This window comes from uncultured Escherichia sp. (assembly GCF_948475835.1).
Classification (GTDB): domain Bacteria; phylum Pseudomonadota; class Gammaproteobacteria; order Enterobacterales; family Enterobacteriaceae; genus ECMA0423.
The window spans coordinates 75,913-93,454 of sequence record NZ_CAOLGM010000001.1 but is presented as its reverse complement, the minus strand read 5'-3'; the positions used below and the strand labels follow the sequence as shown (position 1 = coordinate 93,454).

Genomic DNA, 17,542 nt, shown 5'->3' with positions numbered 1-17,542 from the left:
TTCCTTGCGGAGTTGCCGCGTACCAATGCTTCAACCAATAAAGCGGGAGTTTTTAATCTTTCCCACTGAAGCGGGTGTGAATACTAACCAAAGCGAATGACCTTCGCAAGGGCAATTTTATCGCATTGTATCAACTGCGGAAAAAAACAGCAAAACCGATGTGTTCGCTGAGAAAAAAGGCGACAATCGCCGCCTTTTTAGCCAGTTATCTAACGCTTTAAACGGCTTTTACTGCATCGGCGATGCGGTGTGCAAATTCAGTCACCTGCGCTTCGTCTTCGCCTTCCACCATCACGCGAATTAACGGTTCGGTGCCGGATTTACGCAGCAACACGCGTCCACGGTTGCCCAGCGCAGCTTCAACCTCTGCGGTCACGGCTTTAACTGACTCATGCTCAAGTGGATCGCCGCTACCTGCGGTGTAACGTACGTTAACCAGAATCTGCGGGAACATTTTCATGCCGCTGCAAAGGTCGTGCAGGCTCATATGGTTACGTGCCATCGCCGCCAGCACCTGCAAGCCAGCAACGATGCCGTCACCGGTAGTAGTTTTATCCAGTAGGATCACATGACCGGAATTCTCTGCACCGATACGCCAGCCTTTCTCCTGCATTTTTTCCAGTACGTAGCGGTCACCCACTTTCGCGCGCGCAAATGGAATTCCTAACTGTTTCAGCGCCAGTTCAAGCCCCATGTTGCTCATCAATGTACCCACAGCGCCACCACGCAGCTGGCCCTGACGAAGACCTTCACGCGCGATGATATACATGATCTGATCGCCATCGACTTTATTGCCTTCATGGTCGACCATAATCACGCGATCGCCATCGCCGTCGAAGGCAATACCGAGATCCGCTTTTTCAGCCAGCACACGAGCCTGGAGCGCGCGAACGTCGGTAGCCCCCACTTCGGCATTGATGTTTACACCGTTTGGCTCACAACCGATAGCGATAACGTTCGCCCCCAGTTCGCGCAGCACGTTCGGCGCGATGTGATAAGTCGCACCGTTTGCACAATCCACCACAATCTTCAGTTCACTGAGGCTAAGTTCGTTCGGGAACGTGGCTTTGCAAAACTCGATATAGCGACCCGCGGCATCAACGATACGGCTGGCTTTACCCAGTTCTGCCGAATCAACGCAGCTGATCTCCTTTTCCATTTCCGCTTCGATGGCCTCTTCTACCGCATCCGGCAGTTTGGTGCCGTCGATAGAGAAGAATTTAATCCCATTATCGTAGAACGGGTTATGCGATGCAGATATCACAATTCCGGCCTCTGCGCGGAAGGTACGCGTCAGATAAGCCACGGCCGGTGTTGGCATCGGGCCAGTGAAGAGTGCGGAAAGGCCCGCTGCCGCCAGACCCGCTTCCAGTGCTGACTCCAGCATATAGCCAGAAATACGCGTGTCTTTACCAATAATAATCTTACGGGAGCCGTGGCGCGCCAGCACTTTACCCGCGGCCCAACCCAGCTTAAGCACAAAATCAGGTGTGATCGGCGCATCCCCTACACGACCACGAATCCCATCGGTACCGAAATATTTACGATTACTCATAGCGTTTGTTTTCCTTTGCAGACAGAGTGGCTTCCACCACCCGCATCGCTTCTACGGTTTCTTTGACGTCATGAACACGAATGATGTGCGCGCCTTGCATTGCGGCAATGACCGCACAGGCCAGACTACCGCTCAGGCGCTCGGACGGCCCCACGTTCAGCAGCTGCCCAATCATCGATTTTCGTGACATACCCACCAACAGCGGCAGGTTGAAATGGTGAAATTCAGCCAGGCGCGCCAGTAATGAATAGTTATGGGAGAGATTTTTACCGAAACCGAATCCGGGGTCGAGCAACAATTTCTCTTTTGCGATACCCGCCTGCTCGCAACGTGCTATTTGCTCAATAAAGTAGCGATTCACTTCTGCAAAGACATCGTCATACTTCGGAGCTTCCTGCATGGTTTTTGGATTTCCCTGCATATGCATCAGACAAACCGGTAAACCGGTTTCTGCAGCCGCCTCCAGAGCGCCAGGTTCGGAAAGGGAGCGGATATCATTAATAATGTGAGCGCCAACTTTCGCTGACTCACGGATGACTTCTGGTTTGGATGTATCGACCGAGATCCAGACTTCGAAGCGTTGAGCAATTGCCTCAACCACAGGAATAACACGTTGCAACTCTTCTTCAACGCTAACTTCCGCCGCCCCTGGGCGCGTGGACTCGCCACCAACGTCAATGATCGTCGCGCCAGCATTGATCATCAGATTCGCATGTTTCACCGCATCTATCAGCGAGTTATGCGTGCCACCATCCGAAAAGGAATCAGGCGTGACGTTGAGGATCCCCATTACGTGAGGATGGCTAAGGTCCAGTGAAGTACCCTGGGCAAAGAGTTTCATGATGTTATCCCTGGTATGAATTGATAAGAAAAAACCCCGGAGCACGCCCCGGGGTTTTCGGTACAAATACAGTCATCTGATGCGGGAACTTACTTGTCGCCTAACTGCTCTGACATGGTGTTACCCGGGTTCGGCGTACGCGGTTCATCAACCGGACGAGGAGCCTTTGGACTACCATTGTCGCCAGAATTGTTAGAAGCGCCTGGTTCTTCCCAGCCCGCTGGCGGACGTACATCGCGACGTGCCATCAGGTCATCAATCTGCGGTGCGTCGATAGTCTCATATTTCATGAGAGCATCTTTCATCGCATGCAGAATATCCATATTGTCGGTCAGAAGCTGACGCGCACGATTATAGTTACGCTCAATCAGTGCTTTCACTTCCTGGTCGATGATACGTGCAGTTTCATCGGACATATGTTTCGCTTTCGCTACGCTACGGCCGAGGAATACTTCACCTTCTTCTTCCGCGTACAGCAGTGGACCCAATTTCTCAGAGAAGCCCCACTGGGTCACCATGTTACGTGCCAGATTGGTCGCAACTTTAATATCGTTGGACGCACCGGTAGAAACATGTTCCGGCCCATAGATGATCTCTTCTGCCAGACGACCACCGTACAGCGTAGAAATCTGGCTTTCCAGTTTCTGACGGCTGGCGCTGATTGCGTCGCCCTCAGGCAAGAAGAAAGTCACACCCAGCGCACGACCGCGTGGGATAATCGTCACTTTGTGCACCGGATCGTGTTCCGGCACCAGGCGACCGATAATCGCATGACCCGCTTCGTGGTAAGCCGTTGATTCTTTCTGCGCTTCCGTCATCACCATGGAGCGACGTTCCGCACCCATCATGATTTTGTCTTTCGCTTTCTCGAACTCAACCATCGACACAACGCGTTTGTTGCCACGAGCAGCGAACAGTGCCGCTTCGTTCACCAGGTTCGCCAGGTCAGCACCGGAGAAACCAGGAGTACCACGGGCAATGATTGCCGCGTCGATATCGGGGGCCAATGGTACGCGACGCATGTGAACTTTCAGGATCTGCTCACGACCGCGAACATCTGGCAAGCCGACCACAACCTGACGGTCGAAACGGCCAGGACGCAGCAGGGCCGGGTCGAGAACGTCCGGACGGTTAGTCGCGGCGATAACGATGATACCTTCGTTACCTTCGAAGCCATCCATCTCAACCAGCATCTGGTTCAGAGTCTGTTCACGTTCATCGTGACCACCGCCCAGACCAGCGCCACGCTGGCGGCCTACGGCGTCGATTTCATCGATAAAGATGATGCACGGTGCCGCTTTCTTCGCCTGTTCGAACATGTCACGAACACGGGATGCACCCACACCGACGAACATTTCTACGAAGTCAGAACCGGAGATAGTAAAGAACGGAACTTTCGCTTCGCCTGCAATCGCTTTCGCCAGCAACGTTTTACCGGTACCCGGAGGACCGACCATCAGGACGCCTTTCGGGATCTTACCGCCGAGTTTCTGGAAGCGGCTCGGCTCGCGCAGATACTCTACCAGTTCAGCAACTTCTTCTTTTGCTTCGTCGCAGCCCGCAACGTCAGCAAAGGTCGTTTTGATCTGATCTTCCGTCAGCATGCGCGCTTTGCTCTTACCAAACGACATGGCACCTTTGCCACCGCCGCCCTGCATTTGACGCATGAAGAAGATCCAGACACCAATCAGCAACAGCATCGGGAACCAGGAGATGAAGATAGAAGCCAGCAGGCTTGGTTCTTCAGGCGGTTCACCGACAACCTTGACGTTCTTGGTCAACAGGTTATCCAGTAATTTCGGATCCTGAACCGGAATGTAAGTGGTATAACGGTTACTATCTTTCTTGGTAACGTTGATTTCACGTCCGTTGATACGCGCTTCACGAACCTGGTCGTTATTGACCTCTTGTAGGAAGGTAGAGTAATCCACCTTACGGCCATTAGACTCGCTGGGCCCAAAGCTCTGGAATACTGACATCAGCACAACGGCAATGACCAGCCAGAGTATTAGGTTTTTCGCCATGTCACTCAAGGGATTAACCTCTTATTACAACTGTGTTAAAAACAGCGTCAGGATACTCTATATCCAGCATCTTTCAAACTTTCGTCTGAAATCTCCCGGTTAGGGTTTACGCCCGGTCGCTACAATATACACTTCCCGCGAACGTGCACGAGAAGAGTCCGGCTTACGAACTTTGACCTTCGTAAACAGGGAGCGAATTTCCCTTAGATACTCATCGAAACCTTCGCCCTGGAACACCTTCACTACAAAACTGCCACCTGGCGCTAATACATCACGACACATTTCTAACGCCAGTTCCACCAGATACATGGCACGGGGGATATCCACCGCCGGTGTTCCGCTCATGTTTGGTGCCATATCGGACATGACAACCTGGACTTTGCTGTCGCCAACGCGCTCCAGCAGTGCTTTCATCACCAGTTCATCACGAAAATCGCCCTGAAGAAAGTCCACACCAACGATAGGATCCATAGGTAAAAGATCGCAAGCGATGATGCGGCCTTTGCCGCCAATTTGGGTGACCACATATTGTGACCAACCACCCGGAGCAGCACCAAGGTCGACAACCGTCATTCCCGGTTTAAAGAGTTTGTCACTTTGCTGTATTTCATCAAGTTTAAACCAGGCACGGGAACGTAACCCCTTTTTCTGTGCCTGTTGAACATATTTATCGCTAAAGTGTTCCTGAAGCCAGCGGCTGGAGCTGGCAGAACGCTTCTTACCTGTCATTTAACTTTCCCATGGGGATAACTCATCGTAACCAATTGCGTAAATTTTTACGCGCCTATTTGGTGATATATGGGAGATGGCGGTAGAATGACCCGTTTTCAATCCCAACGTAAGCAAAAAATACGATGAATCTGAGTACTAAACAAAAACAGCACCTGAAAGGTCTGGCACATCCGCTCAAGCCAGTTGTTCTGCTTGGCAGTAATGGTTTGACCGAAGGGGTGCTGGCCGAGATTGAACAAGCGTTAGAGCACCATGAACTCATCAAGGTGAAAATCGCCACCGAAGATCGCGAAACTAAAACCTTGATCGTGGAAGCTATCGTGCGCGAAACCGGCGCCTGTAATGTACAGGTCATCGGTAAAACGCTGGTGCTTTATCGCCCAACTAAAGAACGTAAAATCTCGCTGCCACGCTAAGATTATCCTAAAGTTACACACATTTGCTGTGTAAAACGAGGGGTTTTCCGCAGGCAGGAGAGCAAAATGCCACGCTCTGTTCGTTGATAAAAGGCCGCATAGCGGCCTTTTTCCTTTCTTTACAATACATCAACATCTTGAGTATTGGGTAATTCTTACAGGTATTCCACCTTAATTACTTCAAATTCTACTTCGCCGCCCGGCGTTTTGATGACCACAACATCATCTTCTTCTTTGCCGATCAGGCCACGAGCAATAGGCGAGTTTACAGAAATCAGGTTTTGTTTAAAGTCAGCTTCGTCATCGCCAACGATGCGATAAGTCTGTTCTTCGTCAGAATCCAGATTCAGCACCGTTACGGTAGCACCAAAAATAACGCGCCCATTGTTGGGCATTTTGGTGACATCAATCACCTGCGCGTTCGACAGCTTGGCTTCGATGTCTTTAATACGGCCTTCGCAGAAACCCTGCTGTTCACGAGCTGCGTGGTATTCGGCGTTTTCTTTCAGGTCGCCATGCTCACGCGCTTCCGCGATAGCAGCAATGATTTCAGGACGGCGCACAGATTTCAGAAAATCCAGCTCTTCGCGTAATTTTTCAGCGCCGCGTAAGGTCATCGGAATAGCTTGCATTTGTTATACCTCTTGAATATTCCTGATGGGGCAAGTCTTCACCCACCCCGGCTGTTCGGCCTGCCCGGCATAACTCCTCACCGGGACCAGAAGCAAAAAAATACCGACCCGGGTACAAGTCCCAGGTCAGCTACAATTCACATTTTGATAGTCATTTTACCCTGAAGTTCCCGAAGGGTCATCGTTTACTTTATAGGGCGTTGCGCCGTAGTATGACGGCTCGATTCCAGGTTGTTAGCGCGAGATTATGCGATTTTCCAGATTTATCATCGGATTGACCAGCTGTATAGCGTTCAGTGTTCAGGCCGCGAATGTTGATGAGTACGTTACTCAACTCCCCGCTGGTGCCAACCTTGCCCTGATGGTGCAAAAAGTCGGCGCGTCGGCCCCCGCTATTGATTACCACAGTCAGCAGATGGCGCTGCCCGCCAGTACGCAGAAAGTGATTACTGCGCTGGCGGCGTTGATTCAACTCGGCCCCGATTTTCGTTTCACCACGACGCTTGAAACCAAAGGCAATGTGGAAAACGGCGTACTTAAGGGTGACTTAGTGGCGCGATTTGGTGCCGATCCGACGTTAAAACGTCAGGATATTCGCAATATGGTCGCGACTTTGAAAAAATCTGGCGTCAACCAAATCGATGGCAATGTGTTGATAGATACCTCCATTTTCGCCAGCCACGATAAAGCCCCCGGCTGGCCATGGAATGACATGACACAATGCTTTAGCGCTCCGCCTGCCGCTGCCATAGTTGACCGCAACTGTTTCTCCGTCTCGCTCTACAGTGCCCCAAAACCTGGTGATATGGCTTTTATACGCGTGGCATCTTATTACCCCGTTACGATGTTCAGCCAGGTACGCACCCTCCCCCGAGGTTCTGCCGAAGCGCAATACTGCGAACTGGATGTCGTACCAGGCGACCTGAACCGCTTTACGCTGACGGGATGCCTGCCACAACGTTCTGAGCCGCTCCCGTTGGCTTTTGCCGTGCAGGATGGAGCCAGCTATGCCGGGGCAATTCTGAAAGATGAGTTAAAACAGGCAGGTATCACCTGGAGCGGAACACTGCTGCGCCAGACTCAGGTTAACGAACCTGGAACGGTAGTTGCCAGTAAACAGTCGGCCCCGTTGCACGATCTGCTTAAGATTATGCTGAAAAAGTCGGACAACATGATCGCCGATACGGTTTTCCGCATGATAGGCCATGCGCGCTTCAATGTGCCTGGAACATGGCGGGCCGGGTCGGACGCCGTGCGTCAGATCCTGCGCCAGCAAGCCGGTGTCGATATTGGAAACACCATTATTGCCGATGGTTCAGGGCTTTCGCGGCATAACCTGATTGCCCCCGCCACCATGATGCAGGTGTTGCAATACATTGCCCAACACGACAATGAACTTAACTTTATCTCCATGCTGCCGCTGGCGGGCTATGACGGCTCTTTGCAGTACCGTGCAGGTCTGCATCAGGCGGGCGTGGATGGAAAAGTCTCAGCGAAAACCGGTTCGTTGCAGGGGGTATATAACCTGGCGGGATTCATTACCACAGCGAGCGGGCAACGAATGGCGTTTGTACAATATCTTTCTGGCTATGCAGTAGAACCGGCGGATCAGCGTAATCGCCGTATTCCGTTAGTGCGTTTTGAAAGCCGTTTGTATAAAGATATTTATCAGAACAATTAGTCAAAAAGAAACCCCGGCACATGGCCGGGGTTTTGCTGATTAACGCTTGTAAATGAACTCAACGCCTTCTTCGTCGTCTTCGTCCCAGTCATCATCCCAGTCCTCATCATCCTCTTCAGCAATCTCTTCAAGCTGCTGGCGATGATAATCATCCCACATGAATTCGACTTTCTCTGGCTGTTTCGCTTCTTCAGCCTGCACGACCGGGTTTTCAATGATAAAGGTCATCACATCCCAGCAGAGATCTTTCACGCCCAGTCCACTCGCCGCAGAGATCAGATAATATTTATCTTCCCAGCCCAGCGCTTCAGCAATCGCTTTGGCTTTCTCTTCAGCTTCTGCCTTATCCAGCAGATCGATCTTATTGAACACTAACCAACGTGGTTTCGCCGCCAGATCCTGGCTGTATTTTTCCAGCTCGCTGATAATAATACGCGCGTTTTCAACCGGATCGGTGCCGTCAATCGGATCGATATCGATGAGGTGCAACAGGACGCGGCAACGTTCCAGGTGCTTCAGGAAGCGAATGCCCAGACCTGCGCCTTCCGCAGCGCCTTCAATCAGTCCTGGAATATCGGCAACAACGAAGCTCTTTTCGTTGTCCATTCGTACCACACCCAGACTTGGCACCAGAGTGGTAAACGGATAATCCGCCACTTTCGGTTTAGCCGCCGATACCGCACGAATAAAGGTCGATTTACCCGCGTTTGGCATCCCCAACATACCGACGTCAGCCAGCAGCATCAGCTCCAGCAGCAGCTCACGCTTATCGCCCGGCGTACCGTTAGTTTTCTGCCGTGGTGTACGGTTAACTGACGATTTGAAACGGGTATTGCCCAGACCGTGCCAGCCGCCCTTAGCAACCAGCAGACGCTGACCGTGTTTAGTCATATCGCCCATGGTTTCACCAGTACCCTGGTCGATTACACGCGTACCTACCGGCACTTTAATCGTCACGTCTTTACCGCGCTTACCGGTACAATCGCGGCTTGCGCCGTTCTGACCGCGCTCTGCACGGAAAGATTTTTCAAAACGATAATCGATAAGCGTGTTCAGGTTTTCGTCGGCTTCCATCCATACGTCACCACCATCACCACCGTCGCCGCCATCCGGGCCGCCTTTCGGAATATACTTTTCGCGGCGGAAGCTCACGCAACCATTACCGCCATCACCTGCAACGACCAGAATCGATGCTTCATCAACAAACTTCATTTTATTCTCCGTAAATCATTCGCCTGCGCGGGGTTGCGATACCACCGTTGTATGCTTACGTAATCCGCCCCAAATACGATGACCAATGGCGGAATACATCGCGCCCGCAACCACGACAAACGCACCGAGATAACCTAAAAGGTTTAACATCGGTCTGGCGAAGAAATCGGGCCAGGCCAGTGATAAAAGATCTGAAAAAAACAGCGTAAACAGTGGGGTGAGCGTGATGATCGCGCTCACCTGCGCTGCCTGCCAGCGAGCCATCGCTTCCGCCAGGGCGCCATATCCTACCAATGTATTCAGTCCGCAAAAAATTAAACATGCGAGCTGCCAGTGGCTAAGCTGCGCTATCACTCCAGGCTTTGCCAGAGGGAAGAGCGCAATTGTACATAAAGTGTACAGTAAAAACAGGATCTGCGGTGAGGCCAGCCGACGCAATAAAACCTTTTGCGCCACGCCATAACTCACCCAAACCGTCGCCGCACCGACCCCAAAGATAACTCCCCAGGTGTAATCGGTGAGCTTTGTAAATATCTCGACCAGACTGGTGTTAAAAAACATCACCAGGCCGCTCAGGAGCATCAATGCCCCTACAACCTGAGTGCTGCGCATTTTCTCTTTCAGGATAAATACGCTGGCAACCATCATGCCAACTGGCGAGAGTTGCCCAATCACCTGCGAAGCGGTCGGACTCAGGTATTGCAAGGATGAGCTGAACAGGATGAAGTTCCCAAACAGCCCGGCGGTCGCCACTGCCAACAAAATCAACCAGCGTGGCTTACGAAACACGCGTAATGGCGGCAACCTCTTCTTCACCGCAAGAATGGCACCAAGGCCAATACTCGCCATCAAGAAACGGTAAAACACGATTGTCGGAGGTTCCATCACCTCCAGCACCTGCTTCATTGCGATTGGCAACGCCCCCCAGCAAATTGCTGTGGTGAGCGCCAAAAGAATGCCAATGCCTGCCTGCTGCTTCATACCGTATTCCCTGCAAAGCGCATTTGCGGATTAACGTCGCACCATGCGCATTTTTACCGGTTATCGAATGTAAAAAGCCCCGCAACGTGTTGCGGGGCTTTCATCCGTTACCGGGACGCGAAAAACTTATTCAGCTTCGATGCTGATAAATTTACGGTTTTTCGGGCCTTTAACTTCGAATTTCACTTTACCGTCTGCTTTAGCAAACAGAGTGTGGTCACGACCGCAACCTACGTTAGCGCCAGCGTGGAATTTGGTACCACGTTGACGAACGATGATGCTACCCGCCAGAACGGATTCGCCACCGAAACGCTTAACGCCCAGGCGTTTAGCTTCTGAATCGCGACCGTTACGTGTGGAGCCGCCAGCCTTTTTATGTGCCATTTGAAATCTCTCCTCAGGTCTTAGGCGCTGATGCCAGTAATTTTCACATCAGTGAACCACTGACGATGGCCCTGCTGCTTACGATAGTGTTTACGACGACGAAACTTAACGATTTTAACTTTCTCGCCACGACCGTGAGCAACAACTTCAGCTTTGATTACGCCGCCATCAACGAAAGGAACGCCGATTTTGACTTCTTCACCGTTTGCGATCATCAGCACTTCAGCGAACTCAACAGTTTCGCCAGTTGCGATGTCCAGCTTTTCCAGGCGAACGGTCTGACCTTCGCTTACTCGGTGTTGTTTACCACCACTTTGGAAAACCGCGTACATATAAAACTCCGCTTCCGCGCACACCTTTTCAATGATTCAGAGTGCGCTATAAATATTCACAATAGGGCGCGAATATTACGCAAAACGCACGCCTTTGACAAGTGCTACAGTCAATACACGAAGAAAAAAAACACAACTTGTACGGTAACGTTTATCTGTGCCATTTTTTCAGTACAATCACTCTATATTCCTAACCATAAACCCTAAGTTGCCTTTGTTCACAGTAAGGTAATCGGGGCGAAAAGCCCGGCTTTTGCGATGAATTTAGAAAAAATCAATGAGTTAACCGCGCAAGATATGGCGGGTGTTAATGCGGCAATCCTTGAGCAGCTTAATTCCGACGTCCAGCTGATCAATCAGTTAGGCTATTACATCGTCAGCGGCGGCGGTAAACGTATTCGTCCGATGATTGCTGTACTGGCTGCACGAGCTGTTGGCTATGAGGGAAATGCGCATGTCACCATTGCTGCCCTGATCGAGTTTATCCACACGGCGACTCTGCTGCACGACGACGTTGTGGATGAATCAGATATGCGCAGGGGTAAAGCTACCGCCAACGCTGCATTTGGCAATGCCGCCAGCGTGCTGGTAGGCGATTTTATTTATACCCGCGCGTTCCAGATGATGACCAGCCTCGGTTCGCTCAAAGTGCTGGAAGTCATGTCAGAAGCCGTAAACGTCATCGCAGAAGGTGAAGTTCTGCAACTGATGAACGTTAACGATCCGGACATCACTGAAGAAAACTACATGCGCGTTATCTATAGCAAAACCGCGCGTCTGTTTGAGGCTGCCGCGCAGTGTTCCGGGATTCTGGCTGGCTGTACGCCGGAAGAGGAGAAAGGCCTGCAGGATTATGGGCGCTATCTCGGCACTGCTTTCCAGTTGATCGACGATTTACTCGATTACAATGCCGATGGCGAACAGTTAGGTAAAAATGTCGGCGACGATCTGAACGAAGGTAAACCGACGCTGCCGCTGCTGCATGCGATGCATCATGGCACACCAGAACAGGCACAGATGATCCGTACCGCCATCGAACAGGGTAACGGTCGCCATCTTCTGGAACCGGTTCTGGAAGCAATGAACGCTTGTGGATCTCTTGAATGGACGCGTCAGCGTGCCGAGGAAGAAGCAGACAAAGCCATCGCAGCATTACAGGTGCTCCCGGACACCCCTTGGCGAGAAGCACTCATCGGCCTCGCGCACATCGCTGTTCAACGCGATCGTTAATCCCCTCCCTTCATCCCGCGCAGTGCGCGGGATGATTCCAGTAAATTCCATAAAAACACTAATTCAGCGCTATAACACCTGAAAAAAAGGGCTGTGCATCTTTATATATTCTGAATATTCACACTTTTTACAGGAACTTTTTAGAGCAATAGGCCATCAGGAGTATAGTGATGCCCGACAGAAGAAGTGTTCTGAATGAAAGCGACTAACTTAAGGAGTGAGGAAAGATGGAAAGTAATTTCATTGACTGGCATCCCGCTGACATCATTGCGGGTTTGCGCAAGAAGGGAACGTCAATGGCGGCGGAGTCTCGCAGAAATGGTTTGAGTTCCTCAACGCTGGCAAACGCATTATCGCGCCCATGGCCGAAAGGAGAGATGATTATTGCGAAAGCCCTGGGAACTGACCCCTGGGTTATCTGGCCATCACGCTACCATGATCCGCAGACCCATGAGTTTATCGACAGAACGCAGTTGATGCGTAGCTACACTAAACCGAAAAAATGAGTGGTCTGGCGGTAGCCCCGCGAACGGGGCTGCCAGCTCTCAGACGATTACTCGCCTTTCACACGCTCAATATTTGCACCTAAAGCGCGCAGTTTGTCTTCAATGCGTTCGTAGCCACGATCGATGTGATAAATACGATCAACCACCGTCGTCCCTTCCGCAATACAGCCAGCCAGCACCAGGCTTGCTGATGCACGCAGATCGGTTGCCATAACCTGTGCGCCAGAAAGTTTTTCAACACCGTGACAAATAACGGTATTGCTTTCGATTTCGGCATGCGCGCCCATACGGCTAAGCTCCGGCACATGCATAAAGCGGTTTTCAAAGACCGTTTCGGTGATGAATCCGGTCCCTTCTGCCACCAGGTTCAACAGCGTGAACTGGGCCTGCATATCGGTCGGGAATGCCGGATGCGGCGCGGTACGTACGTTAACAGCCTTCGGACGTTTGCCATGCATATCCAGGCTAATCCAGTCTTCGCCGACTTCGATGTCCGCTCCAGCGTCACGCAGTTTCGCCAGCACGGCGTCGAGAGTATCTGGCTGCGCGTTACGGCAGATAATTTTGCCGCGAGAAATCGCCGCCGCCACCAGGAAAGTACCGGTTTCGATACGATCCGGTAGCACGCGATAGACACCGCCGCCTAAACGTTCCACACCTTCGATGACGATACGATCGGTGCCCTGACCGCTAATTTTCGCACCCAGCGTAATCAGGAAGTTCGCGGTATCGACGATTTCCGGTTCACGCGCTGCGTTTTCAATAATCGTGGTACCTTCCGCCAGGGTTGCAGCACACATGATGGTCACCGTTGCGCCAACGCTGACTTTATCCATCACGATATGTGCGCCTTTCAGACGACCATCGACGGAAGCTTTAACGTAACCTTCTTCCAGTTTGATGGTCGCGCCTAATTGTTCGAGGCCAGAAATGTGTAGATCAACCGGACGCGCACCGATCGTACAACCGCCAGGCAGTGAAACTTGCCCCTGACCAAAGCGCGCTACCAGCGGCCCCAGTGCCCAGATAGAAGCACGCATGGTTTTAACCAGATCGTAAGGTGCGCAGAATACATTAACGTCGCGGGCATCAATATGCACAGAACCATTACGTTCTACTTTCGCCCCCAGCTGGCTTAGCAGCTTCATTGATGTATCGACGTCTTTCAGTTTTGGGACGTTCTGGATCTCTACCGGTTCTTCCGCCAGTAGAGCGGCAAAAAGGATAGGCAGAGCAGCATTTTTAGCGCCGGAAATTGTGACTTCGCCCTGGAGCTTCGTTGGCCCCTGAACACGAAATTTATCCATTTAGTTTGTTCTCAGTTAACAATTCATATCCGCTACCGGCTAATCGCCCATAGCTCAAAAGCCGTTCAGTTTGCGATCGCGCGCCCACTCCGCAGGGGTATACGCTTTGATCGACACAGCATGAATGCGGTTATCCGCAATATATTCCATCAGCGGGCCATAGACCGTCTGCTGTTTTTTAACCCGACTCATGCCGTCAAACAACTCACCCACGGCAATAACCTGAAAGTGGCTGCCATCGCCGGAAACGTGGACTTCCTGGAGGGAGAGAGCGTTCATCAACACGCTCTGAATTTCATTATTTTCCATGGGATCTTCAATCATCAGTTAATAAACCAGCGAAACATCTTAGAGCAAAGTTGCGCTGGCATAAATAAGCAAAAAGCCTCGCTGATAAATCAGACAAGGCTCGACTTGCAGGCAGGTTTGCCGGACAGGCGGTTAACGCCATATCCGGCCTGAAAAAATTTAACGAGGCAGAACATCAGCAGGCAAATTATACAATTTCGCGAGGGTATACACTTTGTCGTTTACCCCCTGAAGCGTCACGTTGTTGCCCTGCTTTTTCGCCAGATCGATAAGATGGAGCAGCAGTGCCAGTCCACCCGTATCCACGCGGGACACACGGCTAAGATCGATGCAGGTAATCCCCTTCACCGCTTCCTCACGCATTTCCCAAAGCGGTAGCAGAACGTCCTGATCCAGCTCTCCGGATAACGCCAGCGTGTCACCCGTCTGCATCCAGCTCAGTGACTCGCTCATTATTTTTTCTCTTCCAGAGTGATTTTCTGTTGAGAAATCGATTTCAGTTGCGCAGTCAGGCCGTCGATACCTTTGGTACGCAGCAGCGTTCCCCACTCGTTTTGTTTGGTGGTGATCATACTGACGCCTTCAGCAATCATGTCGTAAGCCTGCCAGTTTCCCGTCTGGGAGTTTTTACGCCACTGGAAGTCCAGACGCACCGGCGGACGGCCATTCGGGTCAATAATGGTAACGCGAATAGGCACAATGGTTTTATCGCCCAGCGGCTGTTCTGGCGCAATCTGATAGGTTTGACCGTGATACATCGCCAGCGCCTGACCGTAAGCCTGCTTCAGGTACTCACGGAAAGCGGCAAAGTAGGCTTCACGTTGAGCAGGGGTCGCACTCTTGTAATACTGGCCCAGCACCAGCGCACCGGCGTATTTCACCTGTACGTATGGCAGCAGTTCCTGATCAACAATGGTACGCAGATAATCCGGGTTGGCCCGAATTTGCGGTTGCTCATTCTTCAGGCGATCGAACGTTTTCTGCGCCGCCTCGTCCATCAGCTTATACGGATTGGTCTGGTCTGCCGCGGTTGCCGCACTCAGAGGTGCAATCACCAGCAAAGCGACCATCATTAAACGTTTAAACATGCGTCGGTTCTCCTGAAATTATTTCGTTGTACCCACAGGTTCAGTGGTTTCATTATTACCTGGCGCAGCAGCTGGCGCATCGCCACTATTCTTATTGTCATCGCCTTTACTACCGTAAAGGAACTGACCAATGAGATCTTCCAGCACCATCGCAGACTTAGTGTCCTGAATTGTATCGCCATCCTTCAGGATAGCAGTCCCCAGTTCCGGGTCTTCAAAACCGACGTTTAATGCCAGATATTGTTCCCCCAGCAGGCCGGAAGTACGAATGCTCAGCGAACTGGTATCTGGAATGTGGTTATAACGTTGTTCAATTTCCAGCGTTACGCGCGGCAGATAGGTTTTCGGGTCCAGCGTAATATCCGCCACCCGACCCACAACAACGCCACCAATACTGACCGGAGAGCGCGCTTTCAGGCCGCCAATGTTATCGAACGTCGCATAAAGCGTGTAGGTCGGTTCAGTACGTATGGACGTCACGTTCGCCGCCTTCAGGCAAACAAACAGCGCCGCCAGCAGTGCTGCTAATAAAAAGATACCCACCCAAATTTCATTTTTTTTCGTTTGCATGAACTCAATTCCCAAACATCAATGCGGTCAGCACAAAATCCAGCCCCAGAACAGCCAGAGACGAGTGGACAACGGTGCGAGTGGTTGCCCGGCTAATCCCGGCAGACGTCGGGATGGCGTCGTAGCCGTTAAACAACGAAATCCACGTCACCGTGATGGCGAACACCACGCTCTTAATCAGACAGTTGACCAGATCCATACGCCAGTCGACGGCATTTTGCATTGCCGACCAGAAGAACCCGCTATCAATGCCTTTCCAACTGACGCCGACCAGAGATCCGCCCCAGATCCCCACGGCGACGAAAATAACCGTCAACAGTGGTAATGAAATAACCCCAGCCCAGAAACGGGGAGAAATAACCCGACGCAGCGGATCCACCGCCATCATCTCCATACTGGAGAGTTGCTCTGTAGCGCGCATCAGGCCGATTTCTGCGGTTAGCGCCGAACCAGCACGCCCGGCAAACAACAACGCGGCAACCACCGGCCCCAGTTCACGCAGTAGCGATAACGCCACCAGCATACCCAGACTGGTTTCCGCACTATAAGTGGTCAGAACCAGATAACCTTGCAGCCCCAACACCATTCCGATGAACACGCCAGAAACCACAATAATCAGCATCGACAGGACGCCGACATTATAGAGCTGGCGCACCAGCAGCGGCGCATGTTTGCGAAATTCCGGTTTGCCGACCAGCGCATTGAATAACATTAACCCGGCCCGCCCGAACGTTCTCAGGGTTTTAATCCCTTTATGTCCGAGCGACGCCAGCGCATTTAACAGCATGAGTGGCTTAACTCCCTGGTAAAAGATCAGCGTGATAATCGCCGGCAGGATAGCGGAACGGAACAGGCCCGTCAGCTATCCCGTCCAGAAACTGACGTACGCGCGGATCAGGATTCGCCTGCAACGCCTGGGCACTGCCATGAGCGACAATTTTTTTGTCCGCCAGGATCCAGGCGTGATCCGCAATACTTAACACTTCCGGCACATCGTGAGAAACCACCACACAAGTCACGCCCAGCGCGCTGTTCAGCTCAGAAATCAGCTTCACCAGTACGCCCATGGTGATGGGATCTTGCCCAACAAAAGGTTCATCAAACATGATGAGATCCGGCTCCAGCGCAATCGCACGCGCCAGCGCTGCACGCCGCGCCATCCCACCAGAAAGTTCAGAAGGCATTAGCTTAGCCGCTCCACGCAGCCCCACGGCCTCCAGCTTCATCATCACTGTACTATGCAACAATGGCGCGGGAAGTTGGGTATGTTCGCGCAGTGGATAGGCGACGTTGTCAAATACGTTCATATCAGTGAACAACGCCCCGGACTGAAATAACATGCTCATCCGTTTGCGCACTGTATACAGGCGCGAACGAGACATCGCCGGAATATTCTCACCATCGAAAAGGATCTCACCATGATCTGGTGCGATTTGCCCGCCAATCAGACGGAGTAGCGTCGTTTTACCGATGCCCGATGGCCCCATGATTGCCGTGATCTTCCCTCGCGGCACGGTCAGGGAAATATTATCGAAGATGCAGCGATTGCCACGCGTAAAACTGACATCGCGCATATCGACTAAATTCGCCACAGACTGCTCCATAATTCACCCTTCGTCTTGCGTTGATTTTCTAAGCATGGCGCTCAATTTAACCTTGAACCCAACATATTTACAGAATATTACCCGCCGTGGTTAGCGAAAGCTGGCATTTGTTTTACTTTTTAGCCGCATAAAGTCAAA

At 51.7% G+C, this 17,542-nt stretch carries 20 protein-coding genes; 4 read left to right on the top strand and 16 right to left on the bottom strand.

The features are described from left to right. Positions 1-217 precede the first annotated feature (217 nt). The 4 genes from glmM to rlmE all read right to left on the bottom strand — a co-directional run bounded on the left by glmM (position 218) and on the right by rlmE (position 5,149). Positions 218-1,555: a phosphoglucosamine mutase gene (glmM, locus tag QZF50_RS00445; protein ID WP_000071134.1), complete on the bottom strand. Its 1,338-nt coding sequence runs from the start codon at positions 1,553-1,555 to the stop codon at positions 218-220. Beyond that, on the bottom strand, positions 1,548-2,396 hold the full coding sequence (gene folP / locus QZF50_RS00440; RefSeq protein ID WP_000764731.1) for a dihydropteroate synthase: 849 nt from the start codon (positions 2,394-2,396) through the stop codon (positions 1,548-1,550). Before folP ends, glmM begins: the two co-directional genes overlap by 8 nt. Before the next feature lie 89 nt (positions 2,397-2,485). Next, on the bottom strand, positions 2,486-4,420 hold the full coding sequence (ftsH, locus tag QZF50_RS00435; protein ID WP_001107467.1) for an ATP-dependent zinc metalloprotease FtsH: 1,935 nt from the start codon (positions 4,418-4,420) through the stop codon (positions 2,486-2,488). Between the two features lie 99 nt (positions 4,421-4,519). Then, positions 4,520-5,149, bottom strand: coding sequence for a 23S rRNA (uridine(2552)-2'-O)-methyltransferase RlmE (gene rlmE, locus QZF50_RS00430; protein ID WP_000145975.1), 630 nt, complete (start codon positions 5,147-5,149; stop codon positions 4,520-4,522). 125 nt (positions 5,150-5,274) lie between these two features. Between rlmE and yhbY the strand changes: the two genes are divergently transcribed. After that, entirely contained in the window at positions 5,275-5,568 is a 294-nt protein-coding gene (gene yhbY / locus QZF50_RS00425; protein WP_001054420.1) for a ribosome assembly RNA-binding protein YhbY, read from the top strand. Positions 5,569-5,723: 155 nt separating this feature from the next. Here yhbY and greA read toward each other — a convergent pair whose 3' ends face one another. Then, entirely contained in the window at positions 5,724-6,200 is a 477-nt protein-coding gene (gene greA, locus QZF50_RS00420; protein ID WP_001148001.1) for a transcription elongation factor GreA, read from the bottom strand. A 247-nt stretch (positions 6,201-6,447) separates the two neighbouring features. Between greA and dacB the strand changes: the two genes are divergently transcribed. Next, positions 6,448-7,881: a serine-type D-Ala-D-Ala carboxypeptidase gene (dacB, locus tag QZF50_RS00415; RefSeq protein ID WP_001212655.1), complete on the top strand. Its 1,434-nt coding sequence runs from the start codon at positions 6,448-6,450 to the stop codon at positions 7,879-7,881. A gap of 39 nt (positions 7,882-7,920) precedes the next feature. Here dacB and cgtA read toward each other — a convergent pair whose 3' ends face one another. From cgtA to rplU, 4 genes are all read right to left on the bottom strand, one after another. Further along, complete coding sequence (gene cgtA, locus QZF50_RS00410; protein WP_000673561.1) at positions 7,921-9,093, bottom strand: Obg family GTPase CgtA; 1,173 nt, start codon at positions 9,091-9,093, stop codon at positions 7,921-7,923. Between the two features lie 15 nt (positions 9,094-9,108). Continuing rightward, positions 9,109-10,074 (bottom strand): DMT family transporter, encoded by a 966-nt coding sequence (locus QZF50_RS00405; RefSeq protein WP_000813037.1) that lies wholly within the window; start codon positions 10,072-10,074, stop codon positions 9,109-9,111. Positions 10,075-10,200: 126 nt separating this feature from the next. Next, the gene (gene rpmA / locus QZF50_RS00400; protein WP_000940595.1) at positions 10,201-10,458 is read right to left on the bottom strand and encodes a 50S ribosomal protein L27; all 258 of its coding nucleotides are present in this window, start codon (positions 10,456-10,458) and stop codon (positions 10,201-10,203) included. A gap of 20 nt (positions 10,459-10,478) precedes the next feature. Beyond that, positions 10,479-10,790 (bottom strand): 50S ribosomal protein L21, encoded by a 312-nt coding sequence (gene rplU / locus QZF50_RS00395; protein ID WP_000271401.1) that lies wholly within the window; start codon positions 10,788-10,790, stop codon positions 10,479-10,481. A 258-nt stretch (positions 10,791-11,048) separates the two neighbouring features. Between rplU and ispB the strand changes: the two genes are divergently transcribed. Both ispB and sfsB read left to right on the top strand, forming a co-directional pair. Then, positions 11,049-12,020, top strand: coding sequence for an octaprenyl diphosphate synthase (gene ispB, locus QZF50_RS00390; RefSeq protein ID WP_001047336.1), 972 nt, complete (start codon positions 11,049-11,051; stop codon positions 12,018-12,020). A gap of 227 nt (positions 12,021-12,247) precedes the next feature. Beyond that, on the top strand, positions 12,248-12,526 hold the full coding sequence (gene sfsB, locus QZF50_RS00385) for a DNA-binding transcriptional regulator SfsB (RefSeq protein ID WP_000445413.1): 279 nt from the start codon (positions 12,248-12,250) through the stop codon (positions 12,524-12,526). A gap of 47 nt (positions 12,527-12,573) precedes the next feature. Here the strand turns inward: sfsB and murA are convergent, their stop codons facing one another. From murA to mlaF, 7 genes are all read right to left on the bottom strand, one after another. Beyond that, complete coding sequence (murA, locus tag QZF50_RS00380; protein WP_000357259.1) at positions 12,574-13,833, bottom strand: UDP-N-acetylglucosamine 1-carboxyvinyltransferase; 1,260 nt, start codon at positions 13,831-13,833, stop codon at positions 12,574-12,576. A gap of 54 nt (positions 13,834-13,887) precedes the next feature. Further along, the gene (ibaG, locus tag QZF50_RS00375; protein WP_000429656.1) at positions 13,888-14,142 is read right to left on the bottom strand and encodes a BolA family iron metabolism protein IbaG; all 255 of its coding nucleotides are present in this window, start codon (positions 14,140-14,142) and stop codon (positions 13,888-13,890) included. Positions 14,143-14,301: 159 nt separating this feature from the next. Further along, positions 14,302-14,595, bottom strand: a complete 294-nt coding sequence (mlaB, locus tag QZF50_RS00370; RefSeq protein ID WP_000004488.1) for a lipid asymmetry maintenance protein MlaB — start codon at positions 14,593-14,595, stop codon at positions 14,302-14,304. Continuing rightward, positions 14,595-15,230 carry a phospholipid-binding protein MlaC gene (gene mlaC / locus QZF50_RS00365; RefSeq protein WP_000476487.1) on the bottom strand — a complete coding sequence of 212 codons (636 nt, stop codon included), beginning with the start codon at positions 15,228-15,230 and terminating at the stop codon, positions 14,595-14,597. The genes mlaB and mlaC overlap by 1 nt, the downstream gene beginning before the upstream one ends. Positions 15,231-15,248: 18 nt before the next feature. Beyond that, entirely contained in the window at positions 15,249-15,800 is a 552-nt protein-coding gene (mlaD, locus tag QZF50_RS00360; RefSeq protein ID WP_001296448.1) for an outer membrane lipid asymmetry maintenance protein MlaD, read from the bottom strand. Positions 15,801-15,804: 4 nt separating this feature from the next. Continuing rightward, positions 15,805-16,587, bottom strand: coding sequence for a lipid asymmetry maintenance ABC transporter permease subunit MlaE (gene mlaE, locus QZF50_RS00355; RefSeq protein ID WP_000925795.1), 783 nt, complete (start codon positions 16,585-16,587; stop codon positions 15,805-15,807). Between the two features lie 7 nt (positions 16,588-16,594). Beyond that, positions 16,595-17,404, bottom strand: a complete 810-nt coding sequence (gene mlaF / locus QZF50_RS00350; protein WP_000438245.1) for a phospholipid ABC transporter ATP-binding protein MlaF — start codon at positions 17,402-17,404, stop codon at positions 16,595-16,597. Positions 17,405-17,542 lie beyond the last annotated feature (138 nt).

What these genes read in the sequence shown, in the direction of transcription:
- glmM (WP_000071134.1), bottom strand. Translation starts at nt 1,555, where the DNA reads ATGAGTAATCGTAAATATTTCGGTACCGATGGGATTCGTGGTCGTGTA.
- folP (WP_000764731.1), bottom strand. Translation starts at nt 2,396, where the DNA reads ATGAAACTCTTTGCCCAGGGTACTTCACTGGACCTTAGCCATCCTCAC.
- ftsH (WP_001107467.1), bottom strand. Translation starts at nt 4,420, where the DNA reads ATGGCGAAAAACCTAATACTCTGGCTGGTCATTGCCGTTGTGCTGATG.
- rlmE (WP_000145975.1), bottom strand. Translation starts at nt 5,149, where the DNA reads ATGACAGGTAAGAAGCGTTCTGCCAGCTCCAGCCGCTGGCTTCAGGAA.
- yhbY (WP_001054420.1), top strand. Translation starts at nt 5,275, where the DNA reads ATGAATCTGAGTACTAAACAAAAACAGCACCTGAAAGGTCTGGCACAT.
- greA (WP_001148001.1), bottom strand. Translation starts at nt 6,200, where the DNA reads ATGCAAGCTATTCCGATGACCTTACGCGGCGCTGAAAAATTACGCGAA.
- dacB (WP_001212655.1), top strand. Translation starts at nt 6,448, where the DNA reads ATGCGATTTTCCAGATTTATCATCGGATTGACCAGCTGTATAGCGTTC.
- cgtA (WP_000673561.1), bottom strand. Translation starts at nt 9,093, where the DNA reads ATGAAGTTTGTTGATGAAGCATCGATTCTGGTCGTTGCAGGTGATGGC.
- QZF50_RS00405 (WP_000813037.1), bottom strand. Translation starts at nt 10,074, where the DNA reads ATGAAGCAGCAGGCAGGCATTGGCATTCTTTTGGCGCTCACCACAGCA.
- rpmA (WP_000940595.1), bottom strand. Translation starts at nt 10,458, where the DNA reads ATGGCACATAAAAAGGCTGGCGGCTCCACACGTAACGGTCGCGATTCA.
- rplU (WP_000271401.1), bottom strand. Translation starts at nt 10,790, where the DNA reads ATGTACGCGGTTTTCCAAAGTGGTGGTAAACAACACCGAGTAAGCGAA.
- ispB (WP_001047336.1), top strand. Translation starts at nt 11,049, where the DNA reads ATGAATTTAGAAAAAATCAATGAGTTAACCGCGCAAGATATGGCGGGT.
- sfsB (WP_000445413.1), top strand. Translation starts at nt 12,248, where the DNA reads ATGGAAAGTAATTTCATTGACTGGCATCCCGCTGACATCATTGCGGGT.
- murA (WP_000357259.1), bottom strand. Translation starts at nt 13,833, where the DNA reads ATGGATAAATTTCGTGTTCAGGGGCCAACGAAGCTCCAGGGCGAAGTC.
- ibaG (WP_000429656.1), bottom strand. Translation starts at nt 14,142, where the DNA reads ATGGAAAATAATGAAATTCAGAGCGTGTTGATGAACGCTCTCTCCCTC.
- mlaB (WP_000004488.1), bottom strand. Translation starts at nt 14,595, where the DNA reads ATGAGCGAGTCACTGAGCTGGATGCAGACGGGTGACACGCTGGCGTTA.
- mlaC (WP_000476487.1), bottom strand. Translation starts at nt 15,230, where the DNA reads ATGTTTAAACGTTTAATGATGGTCGCTTTGCTGGTGATTGCACCTCTG.
- mlaD (WP_001296448.1), bottom strand. Translation starts at nt 15,800, where the DNA reads ATGCAAACGAAAAAAAATGAAATTTGGGTGGGTATCTTTTTATTAGCA.
- mlaE (WP_000925795.1), bottom strand. Translation starts at nt 16,587, where the DNA reads ATGCTGTTAAATGCGCTGGCGTCGCTCGGACATAAAGGGATTAAAACC.
- mlaF (WP_000438245.1), bottom strand. Translation starts at nt 17,404, where the DNA reads ATGGAGCAGTCTGTGGCGAATTTAGTCGATATGCGCGATGTCAGTTTT.